General features: G+C 45.7%; 14 protein-coding genes and 1 pseudogene. 9 read left to right on the top strand and 6 right to left on the bottom strand.

All coding sequences use genetic code 11. From position 1 onward, the window contains the following. Positions 1-31 precede the first annotated feature (31 nt). The 4 genes from nirD to nirB form a co-directional block, all read right to left on the bottom strand. Complete coding sequence (gene nirD / locus AXI57_RS05130; protein ID WP_010787587.1) at positions 32-352, bottom strand: nitrite reductase small subunit NirD; 321 nt, start codon at positions 350-352, stop codon at positions 32-34. Between the two features lie 31 nt (positions 353-383). After that, complete coding sequence (gene nasD / locus AXI57_RS05125; protein ID WP_061669448.1) at positions 384-2,801, bottom strand: NADPH-nitrite reductase; 2,418 nt, start codon at positions 2,799-2,801, stop codon at positions 384-386. Positions 2,802-2,920: 119 nt separating this feature from the next. Beyond that, the gene (gene nasC, locus AXI57_RS05120) at positions 2,921-5,053 is read right to left on the bottom strand and encodes an assimilatory nitrate reductase catalytic subunit NasC (protein ID WP_061669447.1); all 2,133 of its coding nucleotides are present in this window, start codon (positions 5,051-5,053) and stop codon (positions 2,921-2,923) included. Positions 5,054-5,069: 16 nt separating this feature from the next. Then, a complete protein-coding gene (gene nirB / locus AXI57_RS05115) occupies positions 5,070-7,382 on the bottom strand; it encodes a nitrite reductase large subunit NirB (protein ID WP_061669446.1) in 2,313 nt (770 codons plus the stop codon). Between the two features lie 180 nt (positions 7,383-7,562). Between nirB and AXI57_RS05110 the strand changes: the two genes are divergently transcribed. From AXI57_RS05110 to AXI57_RS05095, 4 genes are all read left to right on the top strand, one after another. After that, positions 7,563-8,771 (top strand): MFS transporter, encoded by a 1,209-nt coding sequence (locus AXI57_RS05110; RefSeq protein ID WP_003328060.1) that lies wholly within the window; start codon positions 7,563-7,565, stop codon positions 8,769-8,771. Between the two features lie 159 nt (positions 8,772-8,930). Further along, positions 8,931-9,815, top strand: a complete 885-nt coding sequence (folE2, locus tag AXI57_RS05105; protein ID WP_370499805.1) for a GTP cyclohydrolase FolE2 — start codon at positions 8,931-8,933, stop codon at positions 9,813-9,815. 79 nt (positions 9,816-9,894) lie between these two features. Next, on the top strand, positions 9,895-10,494 hold the full coding sequence (locus AXI57_RS05100; RefSeq protein WP_061669445.1) for a L,D-transpeptidase: 600 nt from the start codon (positions 9,895-9,897) through the stop codon (positions 10,492-10,494). A 273-nt stretch (positions 10,495-10,767) separates the two neighbouring features. Then, on the top strand, positions 10,768-11,970 hold the full coding sequence (locus tag AXI57_RS05095; RefSeq protein ID WP_061669444.1) for a GTP-binding protein: 1,203 nt from the start codon (positions 10,768-10,770) through the stop codon (positions 11,968-11,970). Between the two features lie 147 nt (positions 11,971-12,117). On the opposite strand, the gene AXI57_RS05090 is transcribed toward AXI57_RS05095, so the two are convergent. Then, positions 12,118-12,795, bottom strand: coding sequence for an amino acid ABC transporter permease (locus tag AXI57_RS05090; protein WP_010787596.1), 678 nt, complete (start codon positions 12,793-12,795; stop codon positions 12,118-12,120). A gap of 15 nt (positions 12,796-12,810) precedes the next feature. Continuing rightward, a complete protein-coding gene (locus AXI57_RS05085) occupies positions 12,811-13,674 on the bottom strand; it encodes a transporter substrate-binding domain-containing protein (RefSeq protein ID WP_061669443.1) in 864 nt (287 codons plus the stop codon). A gap of 168 nt (positions 13,675-13,842) precedes the next feature. On the opposite strand from AXI57_RS05085, the gene AXI57_RS05080 reads away from it, so the two are divergent. The 5 genes and pseudogenes from AXI57_RS05080 to AXI57_RS05060 all read left to right on the top strand — a co-directional run bounded on the left by AXI57_RS05080 (position 13,843) and on the right by AXI57_RS05060 (position 16,718). Continuing rightward, a complete protein-coding gene (locus tag AXI57_RS05080) occupies positions 13,843-14,979 on the top strand; it encodes a zinc-dependent alcohol dehydrogenase (protein ID WP_061669442.1) in 1,137 nt (378 codons plus the stop codon). A gap of 12 nt (positions 14,980-14,991) precedes the next feature. Next, on the top strand, positions 14,992-15,447 hold the full coding sequence (locus AXI57_RS05075; protein WP_061669441.1) for an RDD family protein: 456 nt from the start codon (positions 14,992-14,994) through the stop codon (positions 15,445-15,447). Between the two features lie 84 nt (positions 15,448-15,531). After that, entirely contained in the window at positions 15,532-15,861 is a 330-nt protein-coding gene (locus AXI57_RS05070; RefSeq protein ID WP_010787600.1) for a YckD family protein, read from the top strand. Positions 15,862-15,964: 103 nt separating this feature from the next. Continuing rightward, positions 15,965-16,390, top strand: coding sequence for a MarR family winged helix-turn-helix transcriptional regulator (locus AXI57_RS05065; RefSeq protein WP_061669440.1), 426 nt, complete (start codon positions 15,965-15,967; stop codon positions 16,388-16,390). Continuing rightward, positions 16,378-16,718 (top strand): annotated as a pseudogene (locus AXI57_RS05060) (DUF3147 family protein). The gene AXI57_RS05065 and the pseudogene AXI57_RS05060 overlap by 13 nt, the downstream one beginning before the upstream one ends. Positions 16,719-16,729 lie beyond the last annotated feature (11 nt).

The following is a 16,729-nucleotide window of genomic DNA, read 5'->3' as shown; positions in this document are numbered from 1 at the left end:
AGGATCACTTGGAAAGTGATCCGGTCTTTACTCAATATACAAGATACACATGTTCTCCCTCGATCAGCGTTTCGTATGTTTTGACACAGCCGTGATCCGGCTCTTGGACTTTTCCATCTTCTAAGGAGATTTTCCAGTCGTGCATCGGGCAGAAGACATATTCGCCGCTGACGATGCCTTCTGCGAGGACGCCGCCCTTATGGGGACAGCGGTTTTCGATCGCGCGGATGCTCCCGTTCGAGAGCTTAAATACCGCAAGCTCCTTATCTTCAATATACACTGTTTTTCCTAATTGTTCAGGCAATTCATCCATTCTCCCGATACATACCTTCGTTACGTCTTTGTTCACCATGTCCATTCCTCCTCAATGTTTGTTTCTGTCATTATGATGTGGTCACGACATTTTCAAATAATTCTTTAGAGGTTTGTTTATCTTCCAGGAAGTCTTTCCACGGATCTTTGTGGACAGAGAGTGTTTCATTCATTCGGTCGTTCAGCTCCTGCCGTTTTTCCGGATCATTTAATACGGATTGGACATGGGATAGACCGACCCGCTCCAGCCATGCGGACGTACGTTCTAAATAATGAGCGGTTTCCCGGTAGTATTGCAGATAAGCGCCTGCGAATTCCAAGACTTCTTCATCTGTTTTGACCTTCATTAATAAATCTCCCGCACGTAAATGGGTTCCGCCGTTTCCGCCGACGTAAAGCTCCCAGCCGCCGTCAATGCCGACGACGCCAAGGTCCTTAATGCCGGACTCTGCGCAGTTTCGCGGACAGGCGGACACAGCCATTTTGACTTTGTGAGGCGTGTTCAGTCCTTCGAATTTTTTCTCAAGGGCGATGCCTAAGGCCATGGAATCTTGTGTGCCGAAGCGGCAGAATTGTTCGCCTACACAGGTTTTTACCGTGCGGAGCGTTTTTCCGTACGCGTAGCCTGACGGCATATCGAGGTCGGACCACACCTTCGGAAGGTCTTCTTTTTTCACGCCGATAAGATCAATCCGCTGTCCGCCTGTCATTTTGACGAGCGGAATCTCATACTTGTCTACCACATCGGCAATTTTGCGCAAATCATTTGAGTTGGTCACGCCGCCATACATTCTTGGCACGACAGAGTAAGTTCCGTTTTTTTGAATATTGGCGTGCATCCGTTCATTGACAAAGCGGGATGTTCTTTCATCCTCGTATTTGGTCGGATTGACCATGCCTAAGTAGTAGTTAAGCGCCGGGCGGCATTTGGAGCAGCCTTCTGGCGTTTTCCATCCCAGAACGTTCATGACTTCCTTCGTATGTGACAGCCCTTTGGCTTTGATTTCTTCCACCACTTCGTCTCTCGACAATGATGTGCAGCCGCAAATGGCTTCTTTTTGCGCCGATGCGTCAAAATCTGATCCCAGCGTATACTGAAGGAGTTCCTCCACAAGCGGTTTACAGCCTCCGCATGAGCGGGATGCTCCAGTGCATGCTTTGATTTCATCCGTTGACGAACAGCCCTGTTCCTGAATGGCATGAATAATATTTCCTTTTGACACACCGTTACAGCCGCAAATGATTTCATCATCACTCATGGCGGCGACAAGGCTGGTGCCTGCCTCTTGGTTCAGCGGCTGTAAAATTGAGATTTTAGATGTTTCAGAGATATCGGCTTCTTTTTGGATCATTGAAAATAGGCGATTGCCTTCGCTGCTGTCACCGAATAAGACAGCCCCGACGATTTGGTTTTCACGAAGCACGATTTTTTTATAAATGCCGTCTTGCTCATCAAATACCTTGATGGTCTTTTTGTCGTCTGATTCGTTAAAGTCACCGGCAGAGAAGACCTCGACTCCGGATACTTTTAATTGAGTGGAGAGAACAGAGCCTTCGTATGGGTTTGTGTCAATACCGCAAATCTGCTTGGCCAGTACCTTTGCCTGCTCATAAAGAGGCGCGACGAGTCCATACGCTATTCCTCGGTGCTCGGCGCATTCGCCGACCGCATAAATGTGGGGGATTTCGGTTTGCATATAGTCGTTGACGATGATTCCGCGGTTGACCGGAATCCCGCTTTCCGCTCCAAGCTTGGTATTCGGGCGGATGCCGACGGCCATGACGACTAAGTCAGCCTCGATGCTTGTGCCGTCTTTAAATCTGACGCCTTCGACCCTGTCATCGCCGTAAATTTCTTCTGTTTGCTTTTCAAGTAAAAAGGTCATTCCTTGTTTTTCTAACTCGTTTTGTAAAAGGCGGCCGGCTGTTGCATCAAGCTGACGCTCCATCAGGAAGGGGGCGAGGTGGATAACGGACACGTCCATGCCCAGATTGAGCAGCCCGCGCGCGGCTTCCAATCCCAGTAAGCCACCGCCGATCACTGCAGCTTTTTTATATTCTTTTGACGCGGCAAGCATGATGTCTGTATCCTTTATATCTCTGAACGCTGTGACGCCTTTTTTATCTGCGCCCGGAATCGGAAGGATAAAAGGGACTGAACCCGTGGCCAAGATCAGTTCATCATAAGGCTGTATTCTGTCTGAATCGGTGATCACTGTTTTGTTTTCCGGGTCCACTTTGATGACTGTTTCATTTGTATACAATTGAATATTGTTTTCTTCGTACCAGTTCCAATCATTCAAGGTAATGTCTTTGATATCGGTATCGCCTTGCAGCACTTTTGAAAGAAGGATTCGGTTGTAGTTGGGATGCGGTTCAGAACCAAAAATTGTGATTTGGAATTCGTCTTTTGAAACGTTAAGTATTTCTTCAATGGCCCTTACCCCGGCCATTCCATTTCCAACAAGGACTAGCTGTTTTTTTCCCATCAGATGATCCGCTCCTTATCAATGTTTTTTTCAGCGTAGCACAGTGAAAAGAAATATTTAAGATGCATGTTATAAAATGTAACAAAAAATACGAAACTTTCTAAAAATTTTATGAAAAATTATGCAGAACTGATTCGTACCGCACAAACTTTAAAACCCGGCATTTTACAGGATGGATCTAAGTCATCGCCAATCAGATCATTCACATTTTGAGAATCCGCCCAATGGATCGGGACAAAAATGGTATCTGGTCTCATTTGTTCTGACCATTTACTTCGAACAACAATGCTTCCTCGCGGGGATTCTATTTTAATGAGCACACGGTCTTCGACATTGTATGCTTCAGCCGTTTTCGGATGGATTTCCATAAACGATTCAAAGTTTCTGGCGGCAAGTGCGGCGCTTTTTCTTGTTTGGACTCCTGTTAAGTAGTGGGACATGACTCTTCCGGTAGTTAAAAATAATGGATATTTGGCTGTCGGCTTCTCTTTTTGCACAGCCGGTTCATTTTGGATCACACTTAATTTCGCTTTTTCATCTGGATGGGCGAATGAAGATTCAAATAATCGCTCAGTTCCCGGATGACCCGGTTCGGGACATGGCCACAGAATGCCGCCTTCTTGTCTGAGCCGGTCGTACGTGATGCCGGAATAATCGGCAATGCCGCCGCGGCTTGCCTCTCTAAGTTCGTTAAAGATGTCCTCCGCTGACGTATAGGAAAAATACTGCCCTTTTCCGAGGACAGACGCAATATCACAAATGATCTGCCAATCGTGTTTCGCTTCTCCGGGGCAAGGCCGGCTCGCTTCCCTTAGAGTCACGCGGCCTTCGACATTTGTCATGGTGCCTTCATCTTCTAAGTAAGAGGAGGCGGGCAGGATGACATCAGCGAGTCTCGCAGTCTCTGATATAAACAAATCGATAGCGACAAAGAATTTTAGTTTTGCCAGAGCCTGTTTGACAAAGTTGGCATTTGGATTGGAGACAACGGGATTTGAACACATCAGAAACATGCCCGTGATGCGGCCTTCGTTGATTTTTTCCATCAATTCATAGGCAGAGACGCCTTTTCGCGGCAGATCGTCCTGGCTGATTCCCCACACTTTTGCAATATGCGCGCGATGTTCTTCGTGTTCGATCGAACGGTATCCGGGGAGCTGATCGGCTTTTTGTCCGTGTTCTCGGGCGCCTTGCCCATTTCCCTGCCCTGTGATTGCGCCGTAGCCTGAGTAAGGCTTGCCGATTTTCCCTGTGATCAAAAGCATATTTAAGAAACCTCTGACAGCTGCCGTTCCGTCTGTCTGCTGTTCAATTCCCCGCGCTGTAAACAGCATGCCGGACTCTTCCTTGGCAAATTTCACAGCGGCTTTTCGGATATATTCAAGAGGAACACTCGTCTTTTCAACAATGTCATGTATGCTGAAAGCCGCCGTATGACGTTTGAGTTCTTCAAATCCGGTTGTCCGGGTCTGGATGAAGTCTTCGTTGATCAGCTGTTCTTCTATGATGATTTTGACTAAACCATTGGCAAGTGCGGCATCTGTTCCTGGTTTGATTTTAAGGTGGAGATCGGCGATTTTAGTTGTCGGCGTTTCTCGGGGGTCAATGGCGATGATATAAGCCCCGTTTTCTTTCGCTTTTTCAAAATAAGGCATGATCGTCGGCTGGCATTCAGCGATATTGGTACCGCCCAGAATAATGACGCGTGTATGGGGAATCTCCGATAAAGCGTTCGTCAAGCCTCTGTCCGCGCCGAATGTTTGATTGGCTGCCGTCGCTGCCGCGGACATACAGAGCCGGCCGTTGTAATCGATGTATTTTGTCTTTAAGCCGACTCGGGCGAACTTTCCTAACAGATAAGCCTCTTCATTGGTAATAGAAGCGCTCCCGTAGACCGCCATTGCGTCATGGCCGTCTTCTTGTTGAATCGTTGTGACTTGTTCCTTGATGTAGTTTAATGCTTCATCCCAGGTAGCTCGCACGAATTCGCCGTTTTTTTTGAGTAACGGGTGGGTAATGCGGGCTGAATGCAGGACGTGCTGATGGGCGTTCATGCCTTTCATGCATAAACGGCCCTGTGTCGTTGGATTGTCGATGCCGATTGCCGTGTACTTTTTTCGTGTGACAATGGTTTGTTCAATGAGCTGCATTTTGCATTGCATGCTGCAAAACGGGCATTGGGTGTCATACGTTTTTTCTGATTGGATGTCTTGCTGTTTCTCGCGGAAATATTTTAGCAGTCGTTCTGTCAAAATGCCTCACCCTTTCTTATGAGCGCTTTACATGTGTAAGCGGATTTTGAATCAGTGACACGTCTGTTTCAAGACTTTCAAGAAGCTGTATCCGCATATCCTGATCAAACAAAATCTCTCTGATATGAATGATGCCGAGGCGGCTCATCCATTGATGAAGTACTTCTGAGTAATTTGCCGTTTCTCGGTAATATTGAAGAAGACATTTGATCATGTTTGCAGTGTCTTTTTGATTCTCAGTAACGCAAAGCAGTTCTCCGGCATGTGCATGTGTTCCTCGGCGGCCGCCGGCGTATATGTCCCAGCCTTCATTGGTTTGAATGGCACCGATATCTTGTATGGCCGCATCTTCGCAGTCCTTTTCGCAGGATAGACTGATCGAAACCGGAGCCGGCATGGAGAGGTTTTCGATTTTCTTTTCTATGCTGGCTGCCAGCGTTTGAAAGGAACTGTTTTGACCGCACGTACAGGATGTCACGCTATGCACCGTGTAGTGATGATTGGAGCAAATCGGCATTTGTAAGGCTTGCCGGATGTTTGGGAGATCGTCCGGTTTGATTCCGGAGAGCCGCAGTCTTTGGCTGTGAGTGATTGAAACGCTTGGGATGTTGTATATTTCAATGATGTCGGCTATCCTTCTTAATTCCTCCGCATTGGTCAGCCCGCCGTACATTTGGGGGATCAGGGTGCATGTATCTCCTTTTTTCATGGCTGTTTCATGGTTTTGCACGAGGTCCGGCCGTATCATTCCTAAGTAGTATTGAATCGCCGGAATGCAGGTTTGGCAGCCGTTTTCCGTTTTCCAGCCCAGATGATTCATGACCTCTGCCGGAGCAGTGAACGGACGGCGCTGCAGTTCGGCTATGATTTCTTCTTCAGTGAAGCCGGTACATCCGCAAAACGGCGGTTTGCCCGCTTTTTCTTTATGTTCGCCGCTTAACACGTATGCCAGAAGCTCCTCAACGAGCGGCTTGCATCCTCCGCAAGAGCCTGACGCCTTTGTGCAGTTTCTGACTTCCTCGACTGTCTTCAGGCCTTTTGTGTTAACGGCCTCCATCATCGAACCTTTCGTCACGGAGTTGCATTGGCAAATGGTTTCACTGGCAGGCATCGATTCGAATACGTTTGCGGTTTGATTCGGTTCAATGAGTTGTTTTTTGACAATTGAAATGTCTCTTTGTTTGAGCAGACTGTCGAGAAGCTGCTGTTTGTCACGAGTGTCTCCGAATAAAATAACGCCGGACAGCTTATCATCTTGGAATAGCGCTTTTTTGTAAATGCCGGCTTGTTCGTCATAGAGCTGGATGCTTGTTGTGGTTTCGTCTGCGTGTACCTTGCCTGCTGACCAAACTTCAATGCCTGCTATTTTTAACGCGGCTGACTGGGGAGTACCTTGATACCCCTCGCCGAGAACGCCGCAAATGTGTGTTGCGAGGGCTTTTCCTTGTTCATAAAGCGGCGCTACCAGGCCGTATACGATCCCTTTATGTTCAGCGCATTCTCCAACGGCATACACATTCGGCATGCTGGTCTGCATGTATTCATTAATGATGATGCCGCGGTTTGTTGAGATGCCTGCAGATGCGGCCAATTGAATATTGGGTCTGACGCCCGCTGCCATCACAATTAAATCGGCCTCTATGGATGAACCGTCTGTAAAGCGGACGCCGCTTGCCCGCGAGTTTCCTAAAATAGCTTCAGTATCTTTTTGTAATAGGAAGGCCAGCCCTTTTCGTTCCAACGCTGATTTCAGCATATGTGACGCTGTTTGATCCAGCTGTTTTTGCATAATGGAGAAAGAGTGATGAATAACGTTTACGTCCATTCCGAGTTTTTTTAAGCCGATTGCTGCCTCAAGGCCCAATATCCCGGCGCCGATGACGGCCGCTTTTTGATAATGTCTGGCAATCTTTATAAATGACTGGCAATCTTCTATTGTCCGAAAACTGTATACGCCTTCTTTGTCATGTCCGGGTATTGGGAGAATATAAGGTGTTGAGCCTGTAGCTACAATCAGCTTATCGTAAGACAAGCTGCGCTTTTGGTCTGTGATAACGATCTGCTTATCTGTATCTATATCAACAACAGTTTCTCCTGTATAAAGGGTGATTCCATGTGTGGCGTACCAGTTGCTATTGTTCAGTGTAATCTCATCCAGTGAGGCTTCACCCTGCAAAACGGAGGACAATAGAATTCGATTGTAGTTGACATGCGGTTCACTTCCGATAATGACAATCTCAAAGGCGCTGCTATCAAGCTTTACAATTTCTTCAATACAGCGGACGCCAGCCATGCCATTCCCTATTAAAATCAGCGTTTGCTTATTCATTTGCCAGACCTCCTCATAACGCCGCTTGTAAAAACTCTCTTTTTAAGAATTATGGCATATTACATTGCTAACGCATTAAACGTGTCACATTTACTTACACATGTCTTTTCCGAAAAATTGCACTCAGATATTCTTAATTCAGAAAATTTAAAATAAAAAACGATTGGAGAGGGGAATGTTATGAAGCTGTCGGATCTCAAAACAAGCGGACATCCATCCACTTTGGCCTGTTCTTTTTTATACTTTGACGTAAGTTTTATGATTTGGGTGATGCTGGGTGCGCTTGGCGTATATATTTCTCAGGATTTTGGACTTTCACCTTTTGAGAAAGGGTTTGTGGTTGCTGTTCCGATTTTATCAGGCTCGGTGTTTCGGTTGATTTTAGGCGTCATGACTGACAGAATTGGTCCGAAAAAAACAGCAGTGATCGGCATGCTCGTGACCATGGTTCCATTGCTTTGGGGAACGGTCGGGGGGCGCTCTCTTCCTGAGCTTTATGCTATCGGGATTCTTCTGGGAGTGGCAGGCGCAAGCTTCGCAGTTGCACTGCCGATGGCAAGCAGATGGTATCCGCCGCATCTTCAGGGGCTCGCAATGGGGATTGCCGGTGCGGGGAACAGCGGCACCCTGTTCGCAACGCTGTTTGGCCCCCGTCTTGCAGAACAGTTTGGCTGGCACAGTGTAATGGGAATCGCTCTTATTCCTCTTGCTATCGTCTTTATCATGTTTGTCGCCTTTGCCAAGGATTCCCCTTCACAGCCTGCGCCGCAGCCGCTGAAAAACTATCTGCACGTGTTTACGCAAAAGGAAACGTGGTTTTTCTGTCTGCTTTACAGTGTCACATTCGGCGGTTTTGTTGGCCTTTCCAGCTTTTTAGCTATTTTCTTCGTCGATCAATACCAATTATCGAAAATTCACGCGGGTGATTTCGTGACATTATGCGTAGCCGCAGGGAGCTTCTTCCGGCCTGTGGGAGGCTGGATTTCGGACCGGATCGGGGGCACTAAGGTTCTTTCAGTATTGTTTATCGTTGTAGCCTTCTGTATGGCCGGGGTCAGCAGTCTTCCGTCTCTCTCCATCGTGATTGTTCTTTTATTTATCGGAATGATGGGGCTTGGAATGGGGAACGGGGCAGTATTTCAGCTAGTCCCGCAGCGTTTTCGAAAAGAAATTGGAATGGTGACGGGCATCGTCGGGGCTGCAGGTGGCATCGGAGGATTCTTTCTGCCGAACATTTTAGGAACGTTAAAACAGATGACCGGTTCTTATGCCATTGGATTTATCACATTTTCATGTATCGCATTGCTGGCTTTCGGACTTGTGCTTGGGGCGGGATATTACTGGAGAAAGGCGTGGCGCGCTGGCAGCGAGCCGGCCGATGCTTCTTAGTCTGGACCGTCTGGCAGTTTTGCGGGACCTGTTTTGTTACGGGTCTTTTTTTTGTGTCATTCAACATTTCTCTTGATTTTAACAAGGGAAATCATCAAAATAAATAGTAATTATTACGATTTGTTAGAGAGAGGAGTTTTCTTATTGAAACGAAACATCATGCTGCCGAAAAAGGCGGAGCGCCATCAATATTTCGGTTCGGTTGATCCTGTCAAAGGCGAAAAGCCTGTTGAAAAGGAGAAAATGAAGGACCTTCAAAATACCAACAAGGATTATTTTTTTGAGATTGATCATGTAGGGGTATCCAATGTGTCTCACCCGATGTCGATCACTTCAGCCATGGAGCCTTTTGAACAGGCCACGGTCGGGAATTTTACAATGGCCACCAATCTGAAGCGGAATCAAAAGGGCATTAATATGAGCCGGTTAACAGAACAGCTTCAAGACTATCATCAAAGAGGATGGGTTCTCTCATTAGACTCTCTCCAGCAGTTTACGAAAGAGCTGGCGGAGAAGATGAATCAGATGTCTGCTGCGGTTGAGGTGCGGTTTCCTTGGTATTTTGAACGGAAAAGCCCGATGCTGCAAAAAGCGGGATTGATGCATGCTGATATAACGATTCACATGACGTATCAAGAGGACCTGCCGTACCTTCAGCGTGTCGGCATCTCAGCAAAAGTCACGACCCTTTGCCCTTGCTCTAAGGAAATCAGTGAATACAGCGCCCATAATCAAAGAGGGACGGTCAACATTCTGGCCGACATACACCCGGAAGCGCCATTGCCGAAGGATTTCAAAACGGATCTTTTGCATGCGGCGGAATCAAATGCGAGTGCCATGCTTCACCCTGTCTTGAAGCGGCCTGATGAAAAAGCAGTAACAGAAACAGCTTATGAAAATCCAAGGTTTGTCGAGGATCTCATTCGTCTTATTGCCGCTGATTTGTACGAGCTTGATTGGGTGTCAGCTTTTGAGATTGAATGTCACAATGAAGAATCCATTCACCTGCACGATGCCTATGCGAAGCTGAGTTTTTCTAAATAAATCCTTGTGCTTTGACAGAAGCGGGCTGTAAAAACGTCAAGATGAAGATTTATAGATTGTAAGTGAGGGAGGATTGTAAATGAAACAAACGCGGCGGATTGTATTATTGATGCTGGCTGTCCTATTGCCAGCCAGCCTGCTGGCGGCTTGCTCACAACAACATCATGAAACGGAACAGGCAAGCTCTGAAACAAGCAACTCTAATGAAAAGGGCAAAACCGTATCAGCAAGAGAAAAAATAGATTGGACAAAGCCCTCAGGCGGGGAATATCCTGACATTAAACATAAAGATTCCATTTGGATTGATGTGTCTGCGAAAAAACAAGAGGCTTATATAAAAGAAGGCAGCAAAACAATTTATACGATGATCATCTCGTCCGGGCTCGATCAAACGGATGACGATTCAACGCCAAAGGGTACTTACTATGTTGAACCTGAACGGGGGGAGTGGTTCTTTTCCCAAGGATATCAGGAAGGCGCAAAATATTGGGTGTCATGGAAAAACCACGGAGAATTCCTATTCCACAGCGTCCCAATGACCGAGGATAAAAAGGTGATTGAAAAAGAAGCCAAACAATTAGGAACAAAAGCATCCCACGGGTGTATCAGGCTTACGATCCCAGATGCAAAATGGATATATGAAAACATACCTGAAAAAACAAAAGTGGTGATCAGCTGATAAGAGAAAAGGCTTTTTGTTTAGTATCGGCTTGACAAAAAGAATAAAAGAACATACGATTGAGTTAAATCGTAACAATTACGTTTTGTTCGTGAATGGCAGCGGAATCACAAGGTGAAAGGCGGGGGTCAATCAACGACCACTGTACCTCACGACCGGTCGCAGGAAAGCTGGAAGAGAAATACCGACCGCATTCGCAGCGCAGGTTCGGCAAAGCATACGAATTAAATCGTAATGATTCTATTTTGTTATGGAGTAAAGGAGGACATTCTCATGAATAAAATTCCGGTTACAGTATTAAGCGGGTATCTTGGCGCGGGAAAAACAACACTTTTAAATAGCATTCTGCAAAACCGTGAAGGCTTAAAAATTGCGGTGATTGTAAATGACATGAGTGAAGTGAACATTGATGCGGGTTTGGTCAAGCAGGGAGGCGGACTCTCCAGAACAGATGAGAAGCTTGTGGAAATGTCAAACGGCTGTATTTGCTGCACACTCCGCGAAGATTTACTCATAGAAGTCGAAAAGCTGGCGAAAGACGGAAGGTTTGATTATATCGTGATTGAGTCAACCGGAATCAGCGAACCGATTCCGGTTGCCCAGACCTTTTCGTATATAGACGAAGAAATGGGAATAGACCTCACACAATTTTGTGAATTAGACACGATGGTGACAGTGGTGGACGCCAATCGTTTCTGGCATGATTTTCAGTCAGGCGAGAGTCTCTTAGACCGTAAGGAAGCGCTTGGGGAGGAGGATGAGAGAGAAATAGCTGACTTATTGATTGACCAAATTGAGTTTTGTGATGTTTTGATTTTAAACAAGTGCGACTTGGTAAGTGAATCAGAGCTTGTTCAGCTTGAGAAAGTGCTTCGCACACTGCAGCCTAGAGCCAAACTCATCCGTTCTGTCAAAGGGAACGTCAAGCCGCAGGATATCTTACATACCGGCTTATTTCATTTTGAAGAAGCCAGTGCATCTGCCGGCTGGATAAAAGAGCTGACGGCCGGCCATGCGGAGCATACACCGGAAACAGAGGAATACGGCATTTCTTCATTTGTGTACTCCAGACGTCTGCCGTTTCATTCAGCCCGCTTTGACAACTGGGTTCACCACTCAATGCCTGAAAATATTGTACGAGCGAAAGGGATAGCCTGGTGCGCGTCTCATAACAGTCTCGCTTTGCTTATGTCTCAAGCCGGCCCGTCTGTTACGATTGAGCCGGTATCCTATTGGGTGGCAGCGATGCCGAAACTTGAACAGGAGCAAATAAAAAAACAAGAGCCGCAAATCTTGGATGATTGGGATATTGAGTTCGGCGACCGCCATACAAAGTTGGTCTTTATCGGCACGGACTTGGAACCGGAAGCCATTACAAAAGAACTTGATCAATGCCTGCTGACTGAATCAGAGTTTGATTCTGATTGGTCGCAATTGGAGGATCCGTTCAATTGGAATATCAATCAGGCGTATTAAAAACTGCCCGTCTCCCCTGTGGAGGCGGCTTTTTTGATTTTAATGAAACGTTTGTTTAAATACTTGAGCCCTTTGATGGTAAAGGTTGAAGAACAACTATTATAAAAAACGCCAGTCACGCTTCGTGATGCGTAACTGGCTGCCATATCATAAGTAATGCGCGTATTTTTTCTCAAGTATATTCTGAAAAGCCGCCGCAACAGAGCATATCGCCCAATAAATAAGCGCTGTCAGGATATACATTGTCATATAATCAAACTCTCTGCCGCCGATGATTTTCGCATGCTGGAGCAGTTCCGGCACAGTAATCATCGCGGCAAGAGAAGAAGCTTTGATAAGATCGAGCAGAACATTCGCAAGCGGAGGCAGCGCGACCCGCACAGATTGCGGCAATATGACACCTCTCATCGTCTTCCAATAAGACAGGCCGAGAGAAGCCGCCGCTTCCCACTGGCCTTTATCGACAGATGAGATAGCGGAACGATTGATTTCTGCGATATACGCAGCGCTATTGAGACTGAAGCCGAGCAAGGCCGCAGTGACAGCGGAAAACTCGATGCCGATATAAGGAAAGCCGAAATAAAGAATAAATAAAATCACCAAAATCGGTACGCCGCGCATAAAGGAAATATAGAGCCTCGCGGGCCACCTCAGTAAAGCAAACTTAGACATTCTGGCAAGTGAGATAAACAAGCCGAGCATGGTTCCGGCAAACATACTGACAAATGAAATGAGCAGCGTATACCAGATTCCCTTGATCACATAAGGAAATGATTCAATTGCAAGTTTCAGGTTAAAAATATATTCCCATTGAATGGTATACATATCCTGAACCTCGTGTTACAGGTCAACGTCTTGGACGTCGACATCCGATTTTTTTGATACATCTGCTTTATTAAAGAACTTCTTTGACAGCTTGGTAATAGTGTCGTCCTTTGCCATCTTTTTCAACGTTTGATTCATCTTTTTCTGAAGCTCTGTATTGCTTTTCTTCATGACAAGCGCTTGTTTATTCGGCATGTATTTGATATCGGGATGGATCGTAATGTTAAGATCCGGAAAGGCAGCAAGCGCGAGCGCCTGTAAGTAATAGTCGTTTAATATGACATCCGTGCGGCCATTTGCGACATCTTTTAAATATTGCTCGTTCGTGGCATTGTCGTAAATGACTTCTTCTGCCCCGTACTTACGGGCGACATCCATATACACAGTGGTTGCGGCGCCGGCCGCTTTTTTCCCTTTTAAGTCTTTTAGCGTGTGAATGCCTGACAAATCATCTTTTCTGACAATAGCTGTCCCGTATGAATATTTGTATGGGGCGGAGAACGCGAATTTTTTCTCGCGGTCTTTCGTGACATCAATATCGTTAGCCGCCGCGTCAATCTGTCCGCTGTTGACAGCCGTCAGCATCCCGTCAATTCCCATTTCCTTAAACTCAACCTTCACACCCAGCCGTTTTGCAGCCTCGCGAATAACTTCCACCTCGTAGCCGGTCAGTTTATCAGATCCTGACTCCGTATCGTGATACGAAGTGGGATACAAAGTCCCAGACGTCGCGACAACAATCTTGCCTTTCTCCTTAATCTGATCCCAATCTGATGTTTTTGAATCAGCCTCTTCTTTGCCTGAGCAGGCTGCCGTTATGAGAAAGAAAGCCAGCGTCAAGATAAGCACGGCGGCTTTCGAACGTGTAAATGATTTCACCTTTCATTCCTCCAATCTGTAATCAACTAAAAAGATAGCATTGAACATACAGGGTGGCAACGTTTAAATTCTGTTTTCAAAAAGTACGAATTGTGTAGACAAATGGGTTTTGAAGAGTTTAAGAGAAAACGCGAAGGGAAGGAGTGAAGAAAAAGGAGCTGTCCAAAAATGAAAGCACTGACTTACCAAGGAAAAGAACACATGGAAGTAAAAGAAGTCGCAGATCCCCGAATTCAGCATGCCCAGGACGTAATCGTGAAAATCACGGCAACCGGCATTTGCGGATCTGACCTTCATTTATATAAAAATGGAATTCCTGCACAGCCGGATTATATTGTCGGCCATGAACCAATGGGAATTGTGGAGGAAGTCGGGAGCGAAGTGAAAAAGCTAAAAAAAGGCGACCGCGTGGTGATCCCTTTTAATATCGGGTGCGGCGAATGCTTCTACTGTAAGCACCAAATGGAGAGCCAATGTGATGAGTCTAATCCTAACCCCCATACCGATGCCGGCGGGTTATTTGGTTTCTCTGAATTTAACGGCAATTTCCCGGGCGGCCAAGCCGAATACCTTCGGGTTCCTTACGCCGACTTTTCTTCCTTCATCGTTCCTGCTGACAGTGAGCTTGAAGATGAACAGGTGTTATTATTATCAGATGTCATGCCGACAGCCTTTTGGAGTGTGGAGCATAGCGGTGTAAAAAAAGGCGATACTGTCGTGATCCTGGGGGCGGGTCCGATTGGATTGATGGCACAAAAATTCGCTTGGATGAAGGGTGCGAAGCGGGTCATTGCCGTTGATCAGGTCCCTCATCGTCTCGAGCATGCAAAACGGACAAACGGTGCAGAAACGTTTAACTTTACCGAACATGATGAAATCGGACAATTGCTTCATCAGGAGACGCATGGCGGGGCGCACGTCGTCATTGATTGCGTCGGTATGGACGGCACGCCGCTTCCGAAGGAAAAAGCCAATGAAAAACCGAATCAGTTCGGAACGATCAGCCCGATTCTCACTGCATCAGAGGCAGTGAAAAAATTCGGTACGGTCCATCTGACAGGAGCCTACATTTCACAAGCAGACGGCTTTCCGATCGGGGACCTCTTTACACGTAACGTGTCCTTAAAAATGGGCCAGGCTCCGGTCATTCATTTAATGCCGATGCTGTATCAAATGGTTGAAAAAAAGGAAATTGATCCGACTGACATTATCACGCATAAAATGAGTCTTGCCGAAGCACCGCTGGCATATGATATATTTGACAAGAAGGAAGATGGAAACATTAAAGTCATACTGAAACCATAGTGAGGGGATAGCATGAATAATTACAAACCGGCTGGATTTTGGATCAGGCTGGGAGCATCGTTATTAGACTATTTGATTATATCATTACCCATTTTGCTTATCTTTTGGCTGTTAACAGGAAAAGATCCGGATGAAAGCACCTTTATCAGTGTCATTATGGCAGTCTACTCGATTTTACTGCCGGTATTGTGGAATGGTTATGTTGTCGGTAAAAAAATCTGCGGAATTAGGATTGTGAAAAAAGACGGCTCTCAAGTCGGCATATTGGCAATGGTGCTAAGAGTAATAGTCGGCGGCATTATTTATACATTGACGTTTGGAATTGCAGCCATTGTCAGCGCCTTCATGGTCGGTCTTAGAGAAGATAAACGATCCATCCATGATTTTGTGGCAGGAACCTACGTCACGTATACCGAACCCGGTGAAACAGAAATGAATATGGACGAACAGAGTATTAAGAGCGAATGATGATTCGCTCTTTTTTATTGGAAATGCATAAAAACTGATTTATAACAAAACATATGAAAAAATAAGGCAGGAGGAATAAACTGGATGAAAACAATCAAAGTTAATCTGATCGCTTTACTGATTGCTGCAGCGGCAATGTCTCTGGCAGGCCCAGCACAAGCAGCTGAAAAACAGCAGCCCCAAGTGCCGCAAAGTGCCTCACTGACAGAACAGCAAAAGAAAGAAATTGAAGAACTCGAAACAGACATATTAGAAAAACGCAAAAACGTCATTTCGAAATATGTGGAGTATGGCGTGCTGGCTAAAGAAAAAGGCGAACACATCAAAACCCATATAGAAAAACATTATGAAATGAAGAAACAAAACGGTTTCGTCCCAAAGCTCCACCCTCATCAAATCGAAAAAAGACATTAAGCCTCGAAGCATCCAATGTGAATTGGATGTTTTTTTATTTAATTTATATCTTATTTTAAGAATATATCTTATGTTAAGATATAAATAAAGGAGAGTGGATCTGATGGATATAGATCAGTCAGTAAATCAGTTGAATCTTCAATGGACGGACATATATTATTCATTGCATTACAAGCACGAAGACAATATATCTCACCAAGCAGTACGTTTATTACAGTACATTGACAAGAATAGCGAATCGACAATAGGCGACTTAGCGGATTGCTTGTCTGTCTCCCATAATACGGCATCTGAGCATACAAAACGTTTAATTCAAAAGGGATTGGCAGCCAAATATCGAAGTGAGCATGACGAACGGAAAGTTTTTGTTGCCTTAACGGAAAAGGGGCGACTTGTTCTGGAGCGGAATACACAGCTCGATAAAGAAAAGTTAAAAAGCATGCTGGAGCGGATCAGTGTGTCAGAGAGAGAACTGATTGAAAAAGCCTTTTATATTTTAAGCAAAGAAGCGAAACAATGGCAGCTGTAAGTAAAATACTCGTCTCAGCGCTTCTGATCGGGCTGATTTCAGGAATTTCAAAGAAATACCCGGCCATAGGAGGAATGATCGCCGCTTTACCGTTACTCAGTCTATTGAGTTTGTTTTGGATGAGAGTACAAGGAGAAGAAACAGAAACCCTAAGCCGGTTTGCGTTAGGTGTTCTTTTTGGATTGCCGGCGACTATTTGTTTATTAGTGACTTTGGCGCTTTTGCTTGAGCATCTATGCCAATCTTTTCATCTGTATGTTTAAATATAGTGGGATGGGCCGTTTTTTTACTTGTGCAGCAAGCGGTATTCAAATATTTTTTCAATTAAAAATGGAGAGG

Source organism: Bacillus atrophaeus, from assembly GCF_001584335.1.
GTDB classification, from domain to species: Bacteria; Bacillota; Bacilli; order Bacillales; family Bacillaceae; genus Bacillus; species Bacillus atrophaeus.
Note: the sequence above shows the minus strand (reverse complement) of the source record. Positions and strands in the feature narration are given on the sequence as shown.

Excerpts from the sequence above, each read along its gene's own strand:
- AXI57_RS05080 (WP_061669442.1), top strand. The coding sequence starts at position 13,843 with ATGAAAGCACTGACTTACCAAGGAAAAGAACACATGGAAGTAAAAGAA.
- AXI57_RS05070 (WP_010787600.1), top strand. The coding sequence starts at position 15,532 with ATGAAAACAATCAAAGTTAATCTGATCGCTTTACTGATTGCTGCAGCG.
- AXI57_RS05110 (WP_003328060.1), top strand. The coding sequence starts at position 7,563 with ATGAAGCTGTCGGATCTCAAAACAAGCGGACATCCATCCACTTTGGCC.
- folE2 (WP_370499805.1), top strand. The coding sequence starts at position 8,931 with ATGCTGCCGAAAAAGGCGGAGCGCCATCAATATTTCGGTTCGGTTGAT.
- nirD (WP_010787587.1), bottom strand. The coding sequence starts at position 352 with ATGGTGAACAAAGACGTAACGAAGGTATGTATCGGGAGAATGGATGAA.
- nasD (WP_061669448.1), bottom strand. The coding sequence starts at position 2,801 with ATGGGAAAAAAACAGCTAGTCCTTGTTGGAAATGGAATGGCCGGGGTA.
- nirB (WP_061669446.1), bottom strand. The coding sequence starts at position 7,382 with ATGAATAAGCAAACGCTGATTTTAATAGGGAATGGCATGGCTGGCGTC.
- AXI57_RS05100 (WP_061669445.1), top strand. The coding sequence starts at position 9,895 with ATGAAACAAACGCGGCGGATTGTATTATTGATGCTGGCTGTCCTATTG.
- AXI57_RS05095 (WP_061669444.1), top strand. The coding sequence starts at position 10,768 with ATGAATAAAATTCCGGTTACAGTATTAAGCGGGTATCTTGGCGCGGGA.
- AXI57_RS05090 (WP_010787596.1), bottom strand. The coding sequence starts at position 12,795 with ATGTATACCATTCAATGGGAATATATTTTTAACCTGAAACTTGCAATT.
- AXI57_RS05075 (WP_061669441.1), top strand. The coding sequence starts at position 14,992 with ATGAATAATTACAAACCGGCTGGATTTTGGATCAGGCTGGGAGCATCG.
- AXI57_RS05065 (WP_061669440.1), top strand. The coding sequence starts at position 15,965 with ATGGATATAGATCAGTCAGTAAATCAGTTGAATCTTCAATGGACGGAC.